The 15520-nt window shown below is 56.9% G+C and carries 14 protein-coding genes; 7 read left to right on the forward strand and 7 right to left on the reverse strand.

Translation table 11 applies throughout. The annotated features are described in order from the left end of the window. Positions 1–35 precede the first annotated feature (35 nt). From HMJ29_RS10680 to HMJ29_RS10705, 6 genes are all read right to left on the reverse strand, one after another. A complete protein-coding gene (locus HMJ29_RS10680; RefSeq protein WP_171591469.1) occupies positions 36–1370 on the reverse strand; it encodes an NAD(P)/FAD-dependent oxidoreductase in 1335 nt (444 codons plus the stop codon). Between the two features lie 317 nt (positions 1371–1687). Continuing rightward, the gene (locus tag HMJ29_RS10685) at positions 1688–2053 is read right to left on the reverse strand and encodes a hypothetical protein (RefSeq protein ID WP_171591470.1); all 366 of its coding nucleotides are present in this window, start codon (positions 2051–2053) and stop codon (positions 1688–1690) included. Positions 2054–2088: 35 nt separating this feature from the next. Then, positions 2089–3006, reverse strand: coding sequence for a UV DNA damage repair endonuclease UvsE (uvsE, locus tag HMJ29_RS10690; RefSeq protein WP_171591471.1), 918 nt, complete (start codon positions 3004–3006; stop codon positions 2089–2091). Positions 3007–3149: 143 nt separating this feature from the next. After that, a complete protein-coding gene (locus HMJ29_RS10695; RefSeq protein ID WP_171591472.1) occupies positions 3150–3791 on the reverse strand; it encodes a carboxypeptidase-like regulatory domain-containing protein in 642 nt (213 codons plus the stop codon). A gap of 188 nt (positions 3792–3979) precedes the next feature. After that, positions 3980–4648, reverse strand: coding sequence for a hypothetical protein (locus tag HMJ29_RS10700; protein WP_171591473.1), 669 nt, complete (start codon positions 4646–4648; stop codon positions 3980–3982). 180 nt (positions 4649–4828) lie between these two features. Continuing rightward, complete coding sequence (locus HMJ29_RS10705; protein ID WP_171591474.1) at positions 4829–6076, reverse strand: metallophosphoesterase; 1248 nt, start codon at positions 6074–6076, stop codon at positions 4829–4831. Between the two features lie 114 nt (positions 6077–6190). Between HMJ29_RS10705 and radC the strand changes: the two genes are divergently transcribed. From radC to HMJ29_RS10740, 7 genes are all read left to right on the forward strand, one after another. Then, entirely contained in the window at positions 6191–6955 is a 765-nt protein-coding gene (gene radC / locus HMJ29_RS10710) for a RadC family protein (protein ID WP_171591475.1), read from the forward strand. Between the two features lie 270 nt (positions 6956–7225). After that, positions 7226–7876 (forward strand): DUF1684 domain-containing protein, encoded by a 651-nt coding sequence (locus HMJ29_RS10715; protein ID WP_171591476.1) that lies wholly within the window; start codon positions 7226–7228, stop codon positions 7874–7876. Positions 7877–8148: 272 nt separating this feature from the next. Next, positions 8149–10584 (forward strand): phenylalanine--tRNA ligase subunit beta, encoded by a 2436-nt coding sequence (gene pheT, locus HMJ29_RS10720; protein WP_171591477.1) that lies wholly within the window; start codon positions 8149–8151, stop codon positions 10582–10584. 126 nt (positions 10585–10710) lie between these two features. Next, a complete protein-coding gene (locus HMJ29_RS10725) occupies positions 10711–11007 on the forward strand; it encodes a hypothetical protein (RefSeq protein WP_171591478.1) in 297 nt (98 codons plus the stop codon). A gap of 32 nt (positions 11008–11039) precedes the next feature. Then, entirely contained in the window at positions 11040–11330 is a 291-nt protein-coding gene (locus HMJ29_RS10730; RefSeq protein ID WP_171591479.1) for a cell division protein ZapA, read from the forward strand. Between the two features lie 126 nt (positions 11331–11456). Continuing rightward, complete coding sequence (gene rny / locus HMJ29_RS10735) at positions 11457–13154, forward strand: ribonuclease Y (protein ID WP_171591480.1); 1698 nt, start codon at positions 11457–11459, stop codon at positions 13152–13154. 210 nt (positions 13155–13364) lie between these two features. Further along, a complete protein-coding gene (locus tag HMJ29_RS10740; RefSeq protein WP_171591481.1) occupies positions 13365–14045 on the forward strand; it encodes a hypothetical protein in 681 nt (226 codons plus the stop codon). Between the two features lie 11 nt (positions 14046–14056). Here HMJ29_RS10740 and HMJ29_RS10745 read toward each other — a convergent pair whose 3' ends face one another. Continuing rightward, on the reverse strand, positions 14057–15451 hold the full coding sequence (locus HMJ29_RS10745; RefSeq protein ID WP_171591482.1) for a mercuric reductase: 1395 nt from the start codon (positions 15449–15451) through the stop codon (positions 14057–14059). Positions 15452–15520 lie beyond the last annotated feature (69 nt).

Genomic DNA, 15520 nt, shown 5'->3' on the forward strand with positions numbered 1-15520 from the left:
TTTTTCGGCGATTCGCGAGATTTCTTTCGAGTAGCCTATGTAACTGCTTTCTCTTCGTGCGGCTGCTCTAGGGGCTTTCGTATTTTGCTGCCGCCTATCATAGAGCGCAGGCCCTTATCGTAGCTAAAATAGCTCCAGCTCCAACTCAGGAAAACGGCCAGGCGGTTGCGAAAGCTTACCAATGATAGCACGTGCACAATGCTCCAAGCTATCCAGGCCAGCAGGCCACTCAAGTGGTACTCGCGGCCAAAGAGTTTTATATCAGCTACGGCGTGGTTGCGGCCGATGGTGGCCATGCTGCCCTTATCATGGTAGTGGAAGGGCTGCCGGGGGCGGCCTGCTAGTTGTTGCGTGAGGTTATGGGCCAGCAGCTTGCCCTGCTGCAGTGCGGGCTGAGCTACCATGGGGTGCCCTTCGGGGTAAGCCTCGCTGCGCATGGCGGCAATGTCGCCGATGGCGAAAATGTTCTCATAGCCAGCTACCTGGTTGTACTCATTTACCTGGTAGCGGTTGCCGGGAAGCAAGCTTTCAGGACGTAGGCCACTGATGGGGTTGCCCGTGACGCCCGCTGCCCAGATAAGAGTGCGGGTAACGAGTGTTTCGCCGGTATTCAGTGTAACCGTGTAGCCATCATAGGACTTTACTCGCCGGTTCAGCCACACTTGCACCCCAAATTCCTGCAGGTACTCCAGCGACTTTTGAGAGGCCTCTTTTGACATGCCCTTCAGCAAGTCTGGCCCACTCTGAATCAGGTGGATATCCATCTCCTTGAAATCCAGCTCCCGGTAATCGCGCGGAAATACGTGGGTACGTAGCTCGCTTAGGGCGCCCGCAATTTCAACCCCGGTAGGGCCGCCGCCCACAATCACAAAGTCAAGCAGACTGTTAATTTGCTCTATGTCGCCGAGCTGCAGGGCCTGCTCAAAATTAGCCAGCACGGTATTACGCAGCTCAATGGCGTCGGGCACGCTCTTGAGCGTGATGGCGTGCTGCTGCATCTGCGCGTCGCCGAAGAAGTTGCTGGTGGCGCCGGTGGCCAGCACCAGGTAATCGTAGCGCAGCAGGCCAATGGAGGTTTCCAGTAGTTGCTGCTCCGTGTTTACGGATTGTACCTCCGCCAAACGGAAGTAGAAGTTCTCCTGCTCATCCAGAATTTTCCGAAACGGCGACACAATGCTGTCGGCCGCCAGGCCTGCGGTGGCCACCTGATACAGCAGGGGCTGAAACGCGTGGTAGTTCTGCCGGTCAATGAGTACCACCTGCACGGGGGCGTGCCGCAGCTCCTGAGCCAGCTCCAGCCCTCCAAAGCCACCGCCTACAATAACCACCCGCGGTTTGCCCAGGTCTTCAATCTTAGTCAAGCTATTCATAAGCAACGCGGATGCAAATACAGCGGGTTAAAGTAAGAAAGGCACACGTATAGATGCCCAAGGATAGAGTAACGGCCCCGCAATCTATAGCCTACGTCTACTCACAACAATTCAGTTGCTTACGGTGTAGTAGTCAGAAACAATACTTCTGGGGGCTCTTGCCCAGGGGTTGCCTGGGTGAAATTTCCTGCTGGTAACTCCCTGCTGTGCTGTTTCGCGCAACAACGCTATTCCCTGCACAGGCCTCAAGGGCCTATACAGCCAAACGCCTCCCGATGAAGTTCATCAGGAGGCGTTTGGCTGTAAATACTGATGATTTACGCGTCCTGTTCCAGGTCGCCGCCGGCTTTCAGCAGGAAATCGGCCAGGGCCGTGAGGGAGGAGCGCACGTCGCCTTGAGCGGTAGCAGCTACCTGGGTAGTTTGAGTGCCAAGCATGCTCAGGGAGCGGCCAATGGCTTTACCATCGAGGCCCTTGCCGCCTACACTGAGCATGCTTTGCAGGTTGCCTAGCTCTCGGTCAATGTCTTGCAGGGCCGGAATACCGCTTTGCTGGAGCACCTCCTGCCACTGATCAATGGTGGTATCGGCGGTGCTGAGCGGAATACTGGTTAGGCCACCCTGTAAAGCGCGGAGGGTATCATCGAGCTGTTTGGTATCGGGGGTATTGGAAGATTTCGCCATGAGGGAAGTCGAAAATTCGGTAGAAAGAAGTGGAGTTAGATCGGTAGTGATTGTGGAGTGGGAGAGGCCAGGCCCAACTCGTGCAGGATAGCAACGGCGCGCCGGGCACTGATTTCTTTGTCCTTTATCTCCAGCATAATATCGGGGTCTACGCTCTGCAAATGCGTAAGAAACTCCCGGAACAGCTCCTCCACCAGGGAGGTTGTGTGTTTGCCTTTCCGCTCGCCGGGGGCCTGGGAGCTATAGTCCATCATCATGGTGCCGTCGCGCTCGGGGTGCCACGTGCCAGCCGCCAGTCGCAAGGCTTCCGACATGGACTCACCGTGGTTCAGGCACTCATGATGAAAATTGTCGAACAGAATAGGAATACCTACTGCCTCGTGTACCCGCAAGCAGTCCTGCAAACTAAACAGCCGGTCGTCGTTTTCAATAACCAGGCGAGCCGTCACGGCCGCTGGCAGGCGGTGGTAGGTGGCAATAAAGCGCGAAATTGCCAGCTCCCGGTCGCCGTACAAGCCCCCCACATGAATCTGGAGCTTATGCGTGCTATCGAGGCCCATCAGGTCAAGCATCGAGCCCTGATACACCAACTCGGCAATGCTACGCTCCACAATGCCCGCGTCGGGCGAGTTCAGCACCACGAACTGATCGGGGTGAAACGACACGCGCATGTTGTGGGCTTTGATATAGTCGCCCACCGCCCGAAACTCCGCCGCAAAGTGGGTTTGCCAGGGAAAGGTATTGACTGGGTGCGAGCCAAAAGGCACCACGCCCGAGCCGATGCGAAAGAAGAGCATACCCTGAGCTACATTGAACTCCAGAATGCGCAGCAGGCAATTCAGGTTGTTACGCACCGTGAGCTCCAGACGCTCATCAGTATAAGAAGCCAGCCGAAAGGTGCTGGTAGAAGTGCAGTCTAAAGACTCGTTTACGCAAGGATAGCCGATTTTCATATATCGGCTGTACGTAAGAACGGGTGATTTAGTGACTACGTGATGTAGGGAGTTTGATGTGCAAGTGACCTAGGCGGCCCATGCGGTACTGCCTTGAGGTGCTAGAACGCCAAAATCAGTTGGTTACTCACTCACTGTTTCACCTACTCATACCCGCGGTTGTCCTTGAAGTTCTTGTTGTACTTCTGGCGGGCCTGGCGGGCCTTTTCGGCAGCTTCTTGGGCCTGCAGCTCTATCATTTTCTGGCGCTGCTTGCCTTCGCGCGAGAACTGCTCATAGATCAGGCTTATGGGGCTACCTATGGTAGGAGTAGGGGCTTTAGGCGCCGTAGAATCTACGGGGAACAATGGCTTGGGCGCTGGTGGGCGCTTCACGGCACTGGTAGGAGCAGTGCTGGGCCGCCGGATGTTGCGCAGAGCTTTATTGATGGCGGCGCGGTCGGGGCGGCCCTCGGTTACGCGCACTTCACCGAGCTGCACGGTATCCTGCTGCAGCTTGATTTGCACAATCAGTTGGGAAAGGCCCGTGCCGCCCAGCGGCAGGCGCTGGGCCTTAAACCCCACAGCCCGGAAAATAAGTGTGTCGGTGTTGGCCGCCGAAATGCTGAAGTCACCATCAAAATTGGCAACTACGCCCTGGCGGTTGCGCTGAATAACAACGGAGGCTCCTGGCACCGGCTTACGCGTGCTGGCGTCGGAGATGTTGCCCGTCACCCGGATCTGGGCAGTAGCGGCACCGGCCCCCGTCAGCACAAGAAGAAACAGCAATAGCCAGCGGCGAAACATACTAGGGGTAAGTCCAAATAACATCAATGCACAAACTAACGCAGACTAGCTGGTAAAATTCACTTAAACCTACGATAAGCCAGGTTCGGCCGACAGATCAGTAGATAAGGGAGATAAAAAAAGCCCGCACCGTTGCAGGTGCGGGCTTTTAAAATGTGGCTAGGTCACGAAGTGGCCTGGCCTGATAATTATTTGATAACGGTTTTGCCACCATCAGCGGGCTTCATTTTCATAGTGGCGTCGTCGGCGTCAACTTTAGCCTTGTTGCCTTCTGCGTCTTTCAGCTTGATGTCGCCGTCGCTTTTCACTTTCAGCTTGCCCTCGCCGCTGCCGCTGGCCATGCCCGATTCGGTGCCGCTGCTCATGCTGGAGTTGCTCATGGAAGAGGAGTCCATATTAGAAGTAGAGGCCGACATATCATCGTCCATATAACGGTCATCCATGTACTCCATGCGGCTGGCCTGGTAGGCTGAGTACTGCGTGGGGTCAGTGAATACCGATTTCATGTCTGCATCGGAAGAGGTGTATACGTCGCGCATAGCGGCGGCCATGCCGGTGGTATCTGAGGCGTATTTCTGCTGCAGCTCACCAATGCGCTGGCCACGCGTCACGTACACCGTCCGGATTTTGGTGCGGGTGGCATCGTCGAGCTTCATTTTAGCGGCCATGTCGGCTGCCATACGGTCGGCGCGGCGCTGGATGGCATCCTCCGAGTACGACGTGGTGGTCGTCGTCGTAGTGGTGGTCATGGTGCCATCTGCGGAGGTAGTGGCAGCCGTGTCTTCCGTCTTGTTCTGTGAGCAGGAAGCCATCGTGAGGCCAGCGGCGCACGAAAGCAAAATCAAGGTCTTTTTCATGGGAATGAGAGAGTTAGGAGAGAGGAATGAAAAGGGAGAGAATTAGCAATGCCGCATATACGCCTACTGTTCTGCTGTGGTTGCTCTGGTCACGAGTAAGTACAAAGAGAAAGGCCTCCCTTCTGGTGAAGAGAGGCCTTCTATGGGAAGCAAAGCCAATAGTATATTTGCTGAAGTGGCCTAGGCGCGGCGCAACTCAAACACGGTAATCTCGGGCAGGAAGCCCACCCGGCCTGGGTACCCAATGAAGCCCAAACCAGCATTCACGTACAGGTACTGCTTACCGCGCTTATACAGCCCGGCCCACTGCCGATATGCATACTGCACCGGGCTCCACTTCAGGAAGGGCAGGTTTACGCCAAACTGCATGCCGTGAGTGTGACCCGAAAGGGTCAAATCGATGTCCTGGTACTGGTGCACTTCGCCATCCCAGTGGGAAGGGTCGTGGGAGAGCAAAATCTTAAATGGCGCATCTGACTGGGCGTGCGCTTTAGCTAGGTTGCCGTACTTCGGGAAGCCCATGCGGGCACCCCAGTTCTGCACCCCAATAATGGCTATTTTCTCGCCGTTGCGCTCAATGTGGTGGCTTTCGTCAAGCATCAGCTTCCAGCCAATTTGAGCATGGTTACGCATTAGGCGTTCCAGGTTAGCCTGCTTCGCAGCTAGGCCACCCTGGTCGGCCCAGTTGATGTAATCGGCGTAGTCGTGGTTGCCGAGGATAGAGTAAATAGGCAGCTCAGACTTGATGCCGGCCAGCGTCTCGATGTGCTCTTCTACCTCGTGGGCGTAGTTGTTCACCAAGTCACCCGTCATAAACACCAAGTCGGCGTTTTGCTTATTGATCATGGCCACAGCGCGCTGCAGCGGCTCTTTTGACTGGAATGAGCCCGTGTGTAGGTCGGAAATCTGCAGCACTTTAAAACCGTCAAACGAAGCCGGCAGGTTGGGGAAGCGCAGCGTTACGCGCTTCACGGTGTAGTCGGTGCCGCCCTTCACCATACCCCAAATCAGGGCCACAAAGGGAATTGCACCCAGCACCAAGGCTAAGCGGCTGATGAACTCACTGCGGGTAATGGCCGGGTTGCCCGAAGCACCGCTAGGCCTGTTGCCCAGGGCCTGAGCGGCCCAGCGCACTACACGCACCGCGTCTTCCAGCAGCAATGGCAGCATAATCACAATTTTGGCGGCAATGAGGGCCAGCAGTACGCCCCCGAAGTAAGAGCGGAACGAAGCGTGCTGGGTACGATTCATGATGGCCCAAATGCCCAGGCCCCAAATAGTGAGGGTGAGCAGCCAGTAAAAGATGCTGGCGCTGCGGCGGGCCAGCGGGGTGGCGCTCTGAAGCGCCGTACGAACGGCCTGCAGGCCATATACTTCCGCCACTACAATCAGTAGCAAGAAGAAAATACCAGAAAGAGAACGAGACATAGTGAGGGTAGAAACTCCAGAAGCAGCCGTTGGTTCAGACGGCCGGGCGTATGAACGCAGACGCGGGAGTCGGGTTTTTGCTTTATTTTCCGGTCACTACAACAAGAGTGCCTTATGCAAGAGTTTGACAATCTGACCGAAAATCTACCTGATACCCCCGCCGAGTCGGCTGCTCCGGTCTGTTACGAGACTCCTGCTGCATTCGGTATTAAGAGCTGGGCCGAAGAAGACCGCCCCCGCGAGAAGCTCATGCAAAAGGGGCGCGCCGCCCTCTCCGATGCCGAACTTATGGCCATCCTGCTCGGCTCCGGCACCGCCAAGCTCTCGGCGGTAGATGTGGCTAAACTGGTATTAAATGCCGCCAATAACGACCTGAATACGCTGGCGCGCTTCTCCATTAAAGAGCTGATGCGCCAAAAAGGCATCGGCGAGGCTAAGGCCATTACCATTGTAGCGGCCCTGGAGCTGGGCCGCCGCCGCAAAGAGGCCGACGCCGCGGCCCGCGTCACTATTACCAGCTCCCGGGATATTCACCAGCTCATCCGGCCTCACCTGCAGGACTTACCCCACGAGGAGTTCTGGGTGATTCTGCTCAACCGCGCCAACGTGGTAATGCGCAGCGTGAGCATCAGCAGGGGAGGAGTAGCCGGCACCGTGGCCGACCCGAAAATGATTTTCAAAGAGGCCCTGGAGCAACTGGCTTCGTCTATCATACTGGTGCACAACCACCCCAGCGGCAACCGCAACCCCTCCGCCGCCGATATTGCCCTCACCCGAAAGCTCAAAGAAGCCGGCCAATTCCTGGACCTGCCCGTGCTCGACCACTTAATCTACACCGACCAAGGGTACTTCAGCTTCGCTGATGAAGGGATGCTGTAGGTTACATGAATTAAAACCAAACGGCCGTCATGCCAGGCTTGTTGGGACATCTCGCGTGCTGATGTTGCTACACTAACGGTCATGCTGAGCGGAGCCGAAGCATCTCTACCGCTTCGTTGCAGAGGCCTAGGCCACCTTTATTAGTTAGAGGTAGAGATGCTTCGGCAAGCTCAGCATGACCGTTAGTGTGGTAATGCCAGCCGACAAGGCGTCCTGGCTATCTGCCCCGTGGCCTACGCGAAGCCGAAGTGCTGCCGTACCTTTGCGCTCATGCGCATTAATCCTAAACTTCTCATCGGCATCGGGCTGCTGATTGTCTTCGGCTACTTTTTCAAGGACCTGGTTTTTAATGATGACCAATACGCGGCCCGTCTGCGCAAGGCTCGTAAGGAAAAGGACGATGGCTACCGCCGCGTGCAAGGCTCACCGCTGAGTTCTGAGCAGCGCCAGGCTTTTGATAGCCTGCGTTACTTCGCGCCTAATAAAAACTATCGTTTTGAGGCGCAGTTAGAAGCCTTTTCCCAGCGCGACACGGTGCCAATGGCCCTCACAGACGGTAAGGAAGAGAAATACCTACGCTGGGGGCGCGCCTCGTTTATTCTAGACAAGCAGGAATATAAGCTCACCATGTTCCTGAAGGCCGACGGCAAGGATTCGACGCTATTTATTCCCTTTACTGACCGCACCAACGGCTTCACCACCTATGGCGGCGGCCGATACCTCGACGCGGCCCTGCCCGAAAACGGTGCCACCGACATCGTGCTCGACTTTAATGAGGCCTACAACCCGTATTGTGCCTACAACAACAGCTACGCCTGCCCCGTGCCGCCCACCGATAACCGGCTGCCCATCGAGATAAAGGCCGGCGAGCAGGAGTTTCATGACCACTCTACCCACGCGGAAGGCGAGGAGCACAAGTAAGAACTACAATTACGAGCGAGAGAGCAGTAGCATCAGTTGAGCATGTTCTGGTCATCAGCCCGTCATGCTGAGCGCAGTCGAAGCCTTTCTACCGCTTTGTCCTCTCAACTGGAGTTAACCAGAGGTAGAGTTGTTTCGACTGCGCTCAGCATGACGTCCTTTTTGCTTACTGTTCATAGAGCCTCGGCCACAGTTGAGGCCGCCAACCCAAATCCGTACCTTTGCCGCGCCCGGAAACTGGCAACCGGCAACCGACAACTGGTAACTCCATCATGAAAATATCCCTTGACTGGCTCCGTACGCTTATCCCCACCGACAAACCCGCCGAGGAAATCGGCAAGCTGCTAACTGGCTCCGGGCTGGAAGTAGAAGGGATTGAGGAGCTGGAGAGCGTGCCCGGTGGCCTCCGCGGCCTGGTGCTGGGAACCGTGCTCACCTGCGAAAAGCACCCCGACGCCGATAAGCTCAGCCTGACCACGGTAGATGTAGGCGACGCCGTACCCCGCCAGATTGTGTGCGGTGCTGCCAACGTGCGCGCCGGCCTCAAAGTAGTAGTGGCCCTGGAAGGAGCCGAGCTGCACCCCACCGAAGGGCAGCCCTTCAAAATCAAGAAGTCGAAAATTCGGGGGGCGGCTTCCGAAGGCATGATCTGCGCCGAGGACGAAATAGGCCTAGGTACCTCGCACGCCGGCATTATGGAGCTGGATACCGAGCTGCCCAACGGCACCCCCGCCGCTGAGTACTTCGGCCTGGGCTCTGATTCGGTATTCGAAATAGGCCTGACGCCCAACCGCGCCGATGCGGCCTCGCACTACGGCGTAGCCCGAGAGCTGCGCGCCCTGTTGCGCCAGCCCTGCCACCTGCCCGACATCAGCCAGTTCCACGCACCCGCTGAGGCGGCGCAGAACATCAGCGTAGAAATTGAGGATGCCGAGGCCAGCCCGCGCTACGCCGGCTTGCTGCTGGAGAACGTGCACGTAGGCCCCTCGCCGGAGTGGCTGCAGCGCCGCCTGCGCAGCATTGGCCTCTCGCCCATCAACAACGTGGTGGACGTAACCAACTTCGTGCTGCACGAGCTAGGCCAGCCCCTGCACGCCTTCGACGCCGATCAAATTACCGGCGGGAAAATCCGGGTGAAGCGGGCCGAAGCTGGCGAGAAGTTCACGACGCTGGATGGCCTGGAGCGCACCCTGAAGCCTGAGGACTTGGTTATTGCCGATGCTAATGGCGCGCCTATGGCGCTGGCTGGCGTGTTCGGCGGCAAAACTTCCGGCGTGTCCGACCAAACCACGCGCATTTTCCTGGAAAGCGCTTACTTCCAGCCTGCCGCTGTGCGCAAGAGCGGGCAAGTGCACCAGCTTAAGACGGACGCTTCTTTCCGTTTTGAGCGCGGTACTGACCCGCATATGGTGCCGGTAGCCCTGAAGCGGGCCGCGCTGCTGTTGCAGGAAGTGGCCGGCGCCACTGTGGCCGCCCCCGTGGTAGATGTGTACCCCACCCACATTGGGCACATGCCGGTGCGCCTGCGTCTGCCCCGCGTAGAGAAGCTCGTAGGCCAGTTCATTGCGCCAGAGCGCATCCGTCAGATTCTGACTGACCTCGATATTCTGATTGCGGAAGAGCTGACGGATGAAGCCGGTCACGCCGAGTGGATTCTGTCGGTGCCGCCGCACAAGGTTGACGTGACCCGCGAGGCCGACGTAATTGAGGAAATTCTGCGCATCTACGGCTACAACCATGTGGCCTTACGTCCCCACAACTCGGCCTCTTTCCTGGCCAAGTTCCCGAACCCTGATCCGGAAATCATCCGCCAGAACACCGCGCGCCTGCTGAGCGGGCAGGGCTTCTCCGAAATCATCACCAACTCCATCACCAACTCGCTCTATTTCCAGAAGGAAGGCGAAACGGACGAAACGCTGGTGCCGCTGCTGAACTTCAACAGCGCCGACCTGAACGTGATGCGCCCCACTATGCTGCATAGTGGCCTAGAGGTAATCCGCTACAACGTGAACCGCCGCCAGCGCGACCTGAAGCTCTACGAGTTCGGCAAAACCTACCACCGTCTCGCCGATGGTGCTTATCAGGAAAACAACAAGCTCGTCATCTACATCACCGGCAACTCCTACGCCGAAACCTGGCAGCAGAAGTCGGAGAAGGCTACCTACCACCAGCTGGCCGGGGCTGTGCAGCAAGTACTGGCCTCGCTGGGCTTCCCAAGCCCCACGTCGCAGCCGGTGCAGCACCCGTACCTGGCGGGCGGCCTCACGCTGCTGGCCCAGAATCAGCCGGTAGCCCAACTGGGCGCCGTATCCAACGCGGTGCTTAAGCGCCTCGATGTGTCGCAGCCGGTGTGGTACGCCGAGCTGGACTGGGATTGGCTGATGCGCAAGTACAAGAACACGCTGGTAGGCCGCGAGCTGCCCAAGTTTCCGGAAGTGCGCCGCGACTTGTCGCTGGTAGTCGATAAGACTGTCACCTTCGATCAGCTCCAGCAGATTGCTCGCCGCACCGAGAAGAAGCTCCTACAAAGCCTGAACGTATTCGACATATATGAGGGCGAAAACTTAGGCGCCGATAAGAAGTCGTACTCCGTCAGCTTCCTGCTCCAGGACCCCACCCAAACCCTCACCGACCAAGCTATTGATGGCGTCATGCAGCGCCTCATTCAACAGTTCGAGAAGCAAGCCGGCGCCCTGATTCGGAAGTAACAATTTCCTAGGCCACTTGAACACTCTCTTTGGGTTCGGCGTTTTCCTGCGGGAGCCGCCAGACCCAGGGAGAGTGTTTGTGCGGTTGAGGTTTGTTACCTTCACCAAAAAATATTCTCTCTGCCTATGGCCTCCTCTAAGCAGCTAGCCCAACTCGACCGCCTGGAGCGGCAGGTGACCACCTTAGTGGCTGCCTATCAGCAGTTGCGCGAGGAGCTAGCCGATGCCCAGACCACGATTCAGCACTTACGGGCCGATGTGCGCGACCGGGAGCGGCAGTTGAAGGATTTCCAGAATCAGGAGAATATTGTTAAACTTGTCAATACCATAGCAGGAGAACCTGCCAACGCCAACGAGCTGAAACTTCGCCTTAACGAATACATCCGCGAAATAGATAAGTGCCTTGCCTATTTGAGGGAGTAACCCACCAAACCCACCGCGCCCTATAAGTACTGATGTCTGATCTGTCCATTAAAATCCGCGTTGCTGATCGGGATTACCCCATGCGGGTAAGCCCCCAGGACGAGGAACGCCTGCGCATGGCGGGCCGCCTGCTAAATGAGCGGCTGAAGGAATTTCGGGACCAGTACGGCATTCAGGACAAGCAGGATCTGCTGGCCATGATTGCCCTATCTACAATGGCTGACCGCCTGAAGGTCAGTAAGGAAAAGGACGGGACCGATGCGGCCCTGACCGAGCGCCTCGCGCGCCTGGACGAGCTGCTGTCGGGAGTGGTGCTGGTCTGACCCCAACCTGGTCAGGGCCGGCGCGAAGAGTGAGCCCGAAGCGGGGCAGGGCAATCGGCTCTGCCGGCCGCGCGGGCGTTGGCTGTGCATTCTGCTGTGGGTTCACCTTTCCAAAAACCATAGTTCATGTCCACCTCTGTTTATATTGCTCTTGCTGCTGTGCTGGCCCTTGTGGTCGGCATCGTGGTGGGGCGCCTGCTGGCCGGAAAGGCCCGGCAGGACCACGAAGCCGACGCCAAAGCCCGGGCCCAGCAGATTCTGCAGGATGCCGAAGTACAGGCTACCCGTACCCGCGACGAGCGGATTCAGCAATCGAAGGATAAATTCCGCAACCTAAAGCAGGAGTTTGAGCAAGAGAGCCGCCGCCAGAAGCAGGCCCTGGAGCAGGAACTGACCGACCGCCGCGCCGCCGTAGTAGAGCAGGAGCAAAGCATCAAGCAGCTTACCCTCACTACCCAAAAGCAGCTGGAGCAGATTCAGCGCAAGGAGAAGGACCTCGAAGCCACCCGCGAGCGAATTGAAGCGCAGGCTCAGCAGCAACGCGAAAAGCTGGAAGCGCAGGAAGAAAAGCGCCGCACCGTACTCGAAAACCAACTGGCCAAGCTAGAGCAGCGCGAGCAGGAAGTAGAGCAGGAATTGGAAGAGCGCACCCAGGACCTGAAAGCCAAGCGGGAGCAGGTATTACAGCAGCTTGAAGCCATTTCGGGCTTAACGGCCGCTGAAGCCCGTGAGCAATTAGTGGAGTCGCTCAAGAATGAGGCCCAGATTCAGGCTTCATCCTACATCAAAGATGTAGTAGCCCAAGCTAAACTCACTGCTACTAAAGACGCTAAAAAAGTAGTGCTGGAAACCATTCAGCGCACGGCCGCCGAGCACGCCATTGAAAACTGCGTCTCGGTATTTAACATCGAATCTGACGACGTTAAGGGCAAGATTATTGGCCGCGAGGGCCGCAACATCCGGGCGCTGGAAGCCGCAACCGGCGTTGAAATCATTGTGGATGACACGCCCGAAGCTATCATCATCTCGGGCTTCGACCCGGTGCGCCGCGAGGTGGCCCGCCTAAGCCTACACTTATTGGTGAAGGACGGCCGTATTCACCCCGCCCGCATCGAGGAGATTGTGGCCAAAACCCGCAAGAACATCGACGAGGAAATTGTGGAAATCGGAGAGAAGACCATCATCGACCTCGGTATTCATGGCTTGCACCCCGAGCTGATCAAAATGGTGGGTCGGATGCGTTTCCGCTCCTCGTATGGCCAGAACTTGCTGCAACACTCGCGCGAAGTAGCTAACCTCTGCGCCACTATGGCCGCCGAGCTAGGCCTCAACGTGAAGCACGCCAAGCGCGCCGGCCTCCTCCACGACATCGGCAAGGTAAGCACCGAAGAGCCTGAGCTGCCCCACGCCATCCTAGGCATGGAGATGGCCAAGAAGTACAAGGAGCACCCCGACGTGGTAAACGCCATCGGTGCCCACCACGACGAAATCGAGATGACGGCCATGATTTCGCCGCTGGTGCAGGCCTGCGACGCCATTTCCGGCTCTAGGCCAGGTGCCCGCCGCGAGATGATGGAAAGCTACATCAAGCGCCTGAAGCAGTTGGAAGAAACCGCTAACGGCTTTAAAGGTGTAAATCAGTGCTTCGCCATTCAGGCCGGCCGCGAGCTGCGCGTAATGGTAGACGCCGAGAACGTTACTGACGAGCGCGCTGCCGAGCTGAGCTACGAGATTTCGCAGAAGATCGAGAAGGAAATGCAGTACCCCGGCCAAATCAAAATCACGGTTATTCGGGAGATGCGCGCCGTGGCCTACGCCAAGTAACCAGCGCAGTTTAAAAGGATAAAGGCCCGTTGCACAGCACTGTGCAACGGGCCTTTTGCTATATGCAACGTTTATACTGGTAGTTCGCTCTACCTACTATCAACCAGAGTTCTGACTGACCTTTTACAATATTCTATGCGGCAACCTATACGCTTACAAACCAGCTCATGCGTCCTGCTCCTCTGGCTGTTAGCCAGTTGTTCAGTGTATGTGCCTCTGCAGCCGTCCGCCCCGCTCGTTCGCCACAAGGGTGAAGCAGAAGTAGTAGCCAGCACGTATATAAATGGGCGCCTAGAAGCATCAGCCAGCTATTCACCCGTGAAGCAGTTGGTGGTGCGAGCGGCCGGGGGGCTACGCGGTGGCGGTGGCGACTCTGCTTATTTTAGAAATCGGCAGATGGAGCTGGGAGTAGGTACCTACCGATACCTGAACGACGAGTGGTTGATAGGTGGTTTAGCGGGCGTTGGCTTTGGCCAGAGTAGTCGCCGGTTTTATCGTGGGTTTGAGTCGCCAGGAGTAGGTTCTGATGGTATATATGAGTATGCGGCCCGCTACCACAAGCTGTACGCTGACCTGTACGCTGCTAATGATGATGGCCGGGTGACGTATGGCGGAGCATTTCGCTTGTCGCAAGTCAGGTTTGCTTCACTCACGGAAAAAGGGCAGCCCATACCGCTGCGGTACATGACCCGCGTAGAGCCGATGTTCTTTATGCGCATTAGCGGGAGAAATACCTTTCGCTGGTTACAACTGCAACTGGCAAGTAGCGTTTCCTTTTCGCCAGACGAGGAAAAACATACCTCCCCCAACATCCGCATCAGCGATACAAAAGAGGGGCGGCTATATACCTCCCTTGGGCTGGTAATCTACCCGCACTTCTTCAAAGAATAAGATATGGGTGGCTAGCCTGCCTTTTCCAGCTTCGCAAACAGGTTGTTCAAGGATTCAGCCCACGTAGGATGCGCAAATACCATATTTTGCAGCTGGTCGCAGGTGATTTTACCGGTCATGGCTAGCTGAATCATCGACATGATTTCGCCGCCCTGCTCCGAGAAGATAGTGGCCCCGATAATGTGGTTGTGGGCATCTACCAGCACTTTCATGAAGCCCTCCGTATGGCCTGTTTCGCGGGCCCGGCCCACATACTGTACCGGCATGGTAGCCACGCGGTAGTCTAGTTTTTGCTCCTGAGCCTGCTTCTCCGATAGGCCTATGCGGCCCAGTTGCGGTTGGGTAAACACCACGTAGGGCAGGGGGCGGTCTTTGGCGGAGCGACGCTTGCGGTGGATGATGTTGTCGCGCACAACGCGGTAATCGTCGTAGCTGAGGTGGGTGAACTGGGGGCCGGGGTGCACGTCACCGAGAGCATACACGCCGCGCACGTTGGTTTGCAGGCGTTCATTCACCAGAATGTAGCCTTTCTCATTGATCTCAATACCGGCAGCCTCCAAGCCTAAATCATAGGTGTTAGGCTTGCGGCCCACGGCCACCAACAGATGGGAACCACGGAGGCGCCGCTCACCATCTGAGGTGTGGGCCGTGAGGGTGTAGGTGCCTGCTTCATTGCGGGAAACTCGCTTTACCTCCGCTCCCAGCACAAACTCTACCCCATCGGCGCCAAGCTGTTCCTGCATGGCTTCGCACACGTCGTCATCTTCGCGCTCAAGTAGCTGGGTAGCATGCTCAATGATGGTAACGCGGCTACCAAAGCGCCGGAACATCTGCCCGAACTCAAGCCCAATGTAGCCGCCGCCCAGAATGAGCAGGTGCTCCGGTAGCTCCTGTAAATCCAGAATGCTCTTGTTGGTCAGGAAGTGATTGTCTGTCAAACCTTCAATGGGCGGAATGGCCGATTCGGTACCCGTATTAATAAAAATCAGCGGGGCCTTCAGGTCGTGCGTTTGGCCATCAGGAGCCGTTACGCGCACTGATTTAGGACCAGTAAAAACGGCGTGGCCGTGCAGCAACGTAATACCAGAGTGCTCCTTCGTGAGGTTTTTGCGGATACCATCGCGCATTTCCTGGATGATAGTGTCTTTGCGCGCTATAATGGCTTTAAAATCAACTGTAGGCGAGCTGCTGTGCACCCCATACTCTTGGGCCGTGGCTACCTGGTACACCCGCTCGGCCGAAGCCAGCATAGCTTTTACGGGTGAGCAGCCGTAGTTGATGCAAGAGCCTCCTAGCAAGTATTTCTCTACTATGGCTACTTTGCGCCCGGCTTTGGCCAAGGCGGTGGCAAGAGGATTTCCGGCCTGACCGGAGCCAATAATCAGGGCGTCGTAAGAAGTAGGCATAAAAAGCAGAACTTAAGGCTTTTGAGTTGTCGTGCTGGTGTGCAGAAGCTGGACAGATACTGACTATAC

It is taken from the genome of Hymenobacter taeanensis, from assembly GCF_013137895.1.
GTDB classification, from domain to species: Bacteria; Bacteroidota; Bacteroidia; order Cytophagales; family Hymenobacteraceae; genus Hymenobacter; species Hymenobacter taeanensis.

Bases quoted from the DNA above. Each gene is read 5' to 3' on its own strand.
- HMJ29_RS10680 (WP_171591469.1), bottom strand. From the start codon at position 1,370: ATGAATAGCTTGACTAAGATTGAAGACCTGGGCAAACCGCGGGTGGTT.
- HMJ29_RS10685 (WP_171591470.1), bottom strand. From the start codon at position 2,053: ATGGCGAAATCTTCCAATACCCCCGATACCAAACAGCTCGATGATACC.
- uvsE (WP_171591471.1), bottom strand. From the start codon at position 3,006: ATGAAAATCGGCTATCCTTGCGTAAACGAGTCTTTAGACTGCACTTCT.
- HMJ29_RS10695 (WP_171591472.1), bottom strand. From the start codon at position 3,791: ATGTTTCGCCGCTGGCTATTGCTGTTTCTTCTTGTGCTGACGGGGGCC.
- HMJ29_RS10700 (WP_171591473.1), bottom strand. From the start codon at position 4,648: ATGAAAAAGACCTTGATTTTGCTTTCGTGCGCCGCTGGCCTCACGATG.
- HMJ29_RS10705 (WP_171591474.1), bottom strand. From the start codon at position 6,076: ATGTCTCGTTCTCTTTCTGGTATTTTCTTCTTGCTACTGATTGTAGTG.
- radC (WP_171591475.1), top strand. From the start codon at position 6,191: ATGCAAGAGTTTGACAATCTGACCGAAAATCTACCTGATACCCCCGCC.
- HMJ29_RS10715 (WP_171591476.1), top strand. From the start codon at position 7,226: ATGCGCATTAATCCTAAACTTCTCATCGGCATCGGGCTGCTGATTGTC.
- pheT (WP_171591477.1), top strand. From the start codon at position 8,149: ATGAAAATATCCCTTGACTGGCTCCGTACGCTTATCCCCACCGACAAA.
- HMJ29_RS10725 (WP_171591478.1), top strand. From the start codon at position 10,711: ATGGCCTCCTCTAAGCAGCTAGCCCAACTCGACCGCCTGGAGCGGCAG.
- HMJ29_RS10730 (WP_171591479.1), top strand. From the start codon at position 11,040: ATGTCTGATCTGTCCATTAAAATCCGCGTTGCTGATCGGGATTACCCC.
- rny (WP_171591480.1), top strand. From the start codon at position 11,457: ATGTCCACCTCTGTTTATATTGCTCTTGCTGCTGTGCTGGCCCTTGTG.
- HMJ29_RS10745 (WP_171591482.1), bottom strand. From the start codon at position 15,451: ATGCCTACTTCTTACGACGCCCTGATTATTGGCTCCGGTCAGGCCGGA.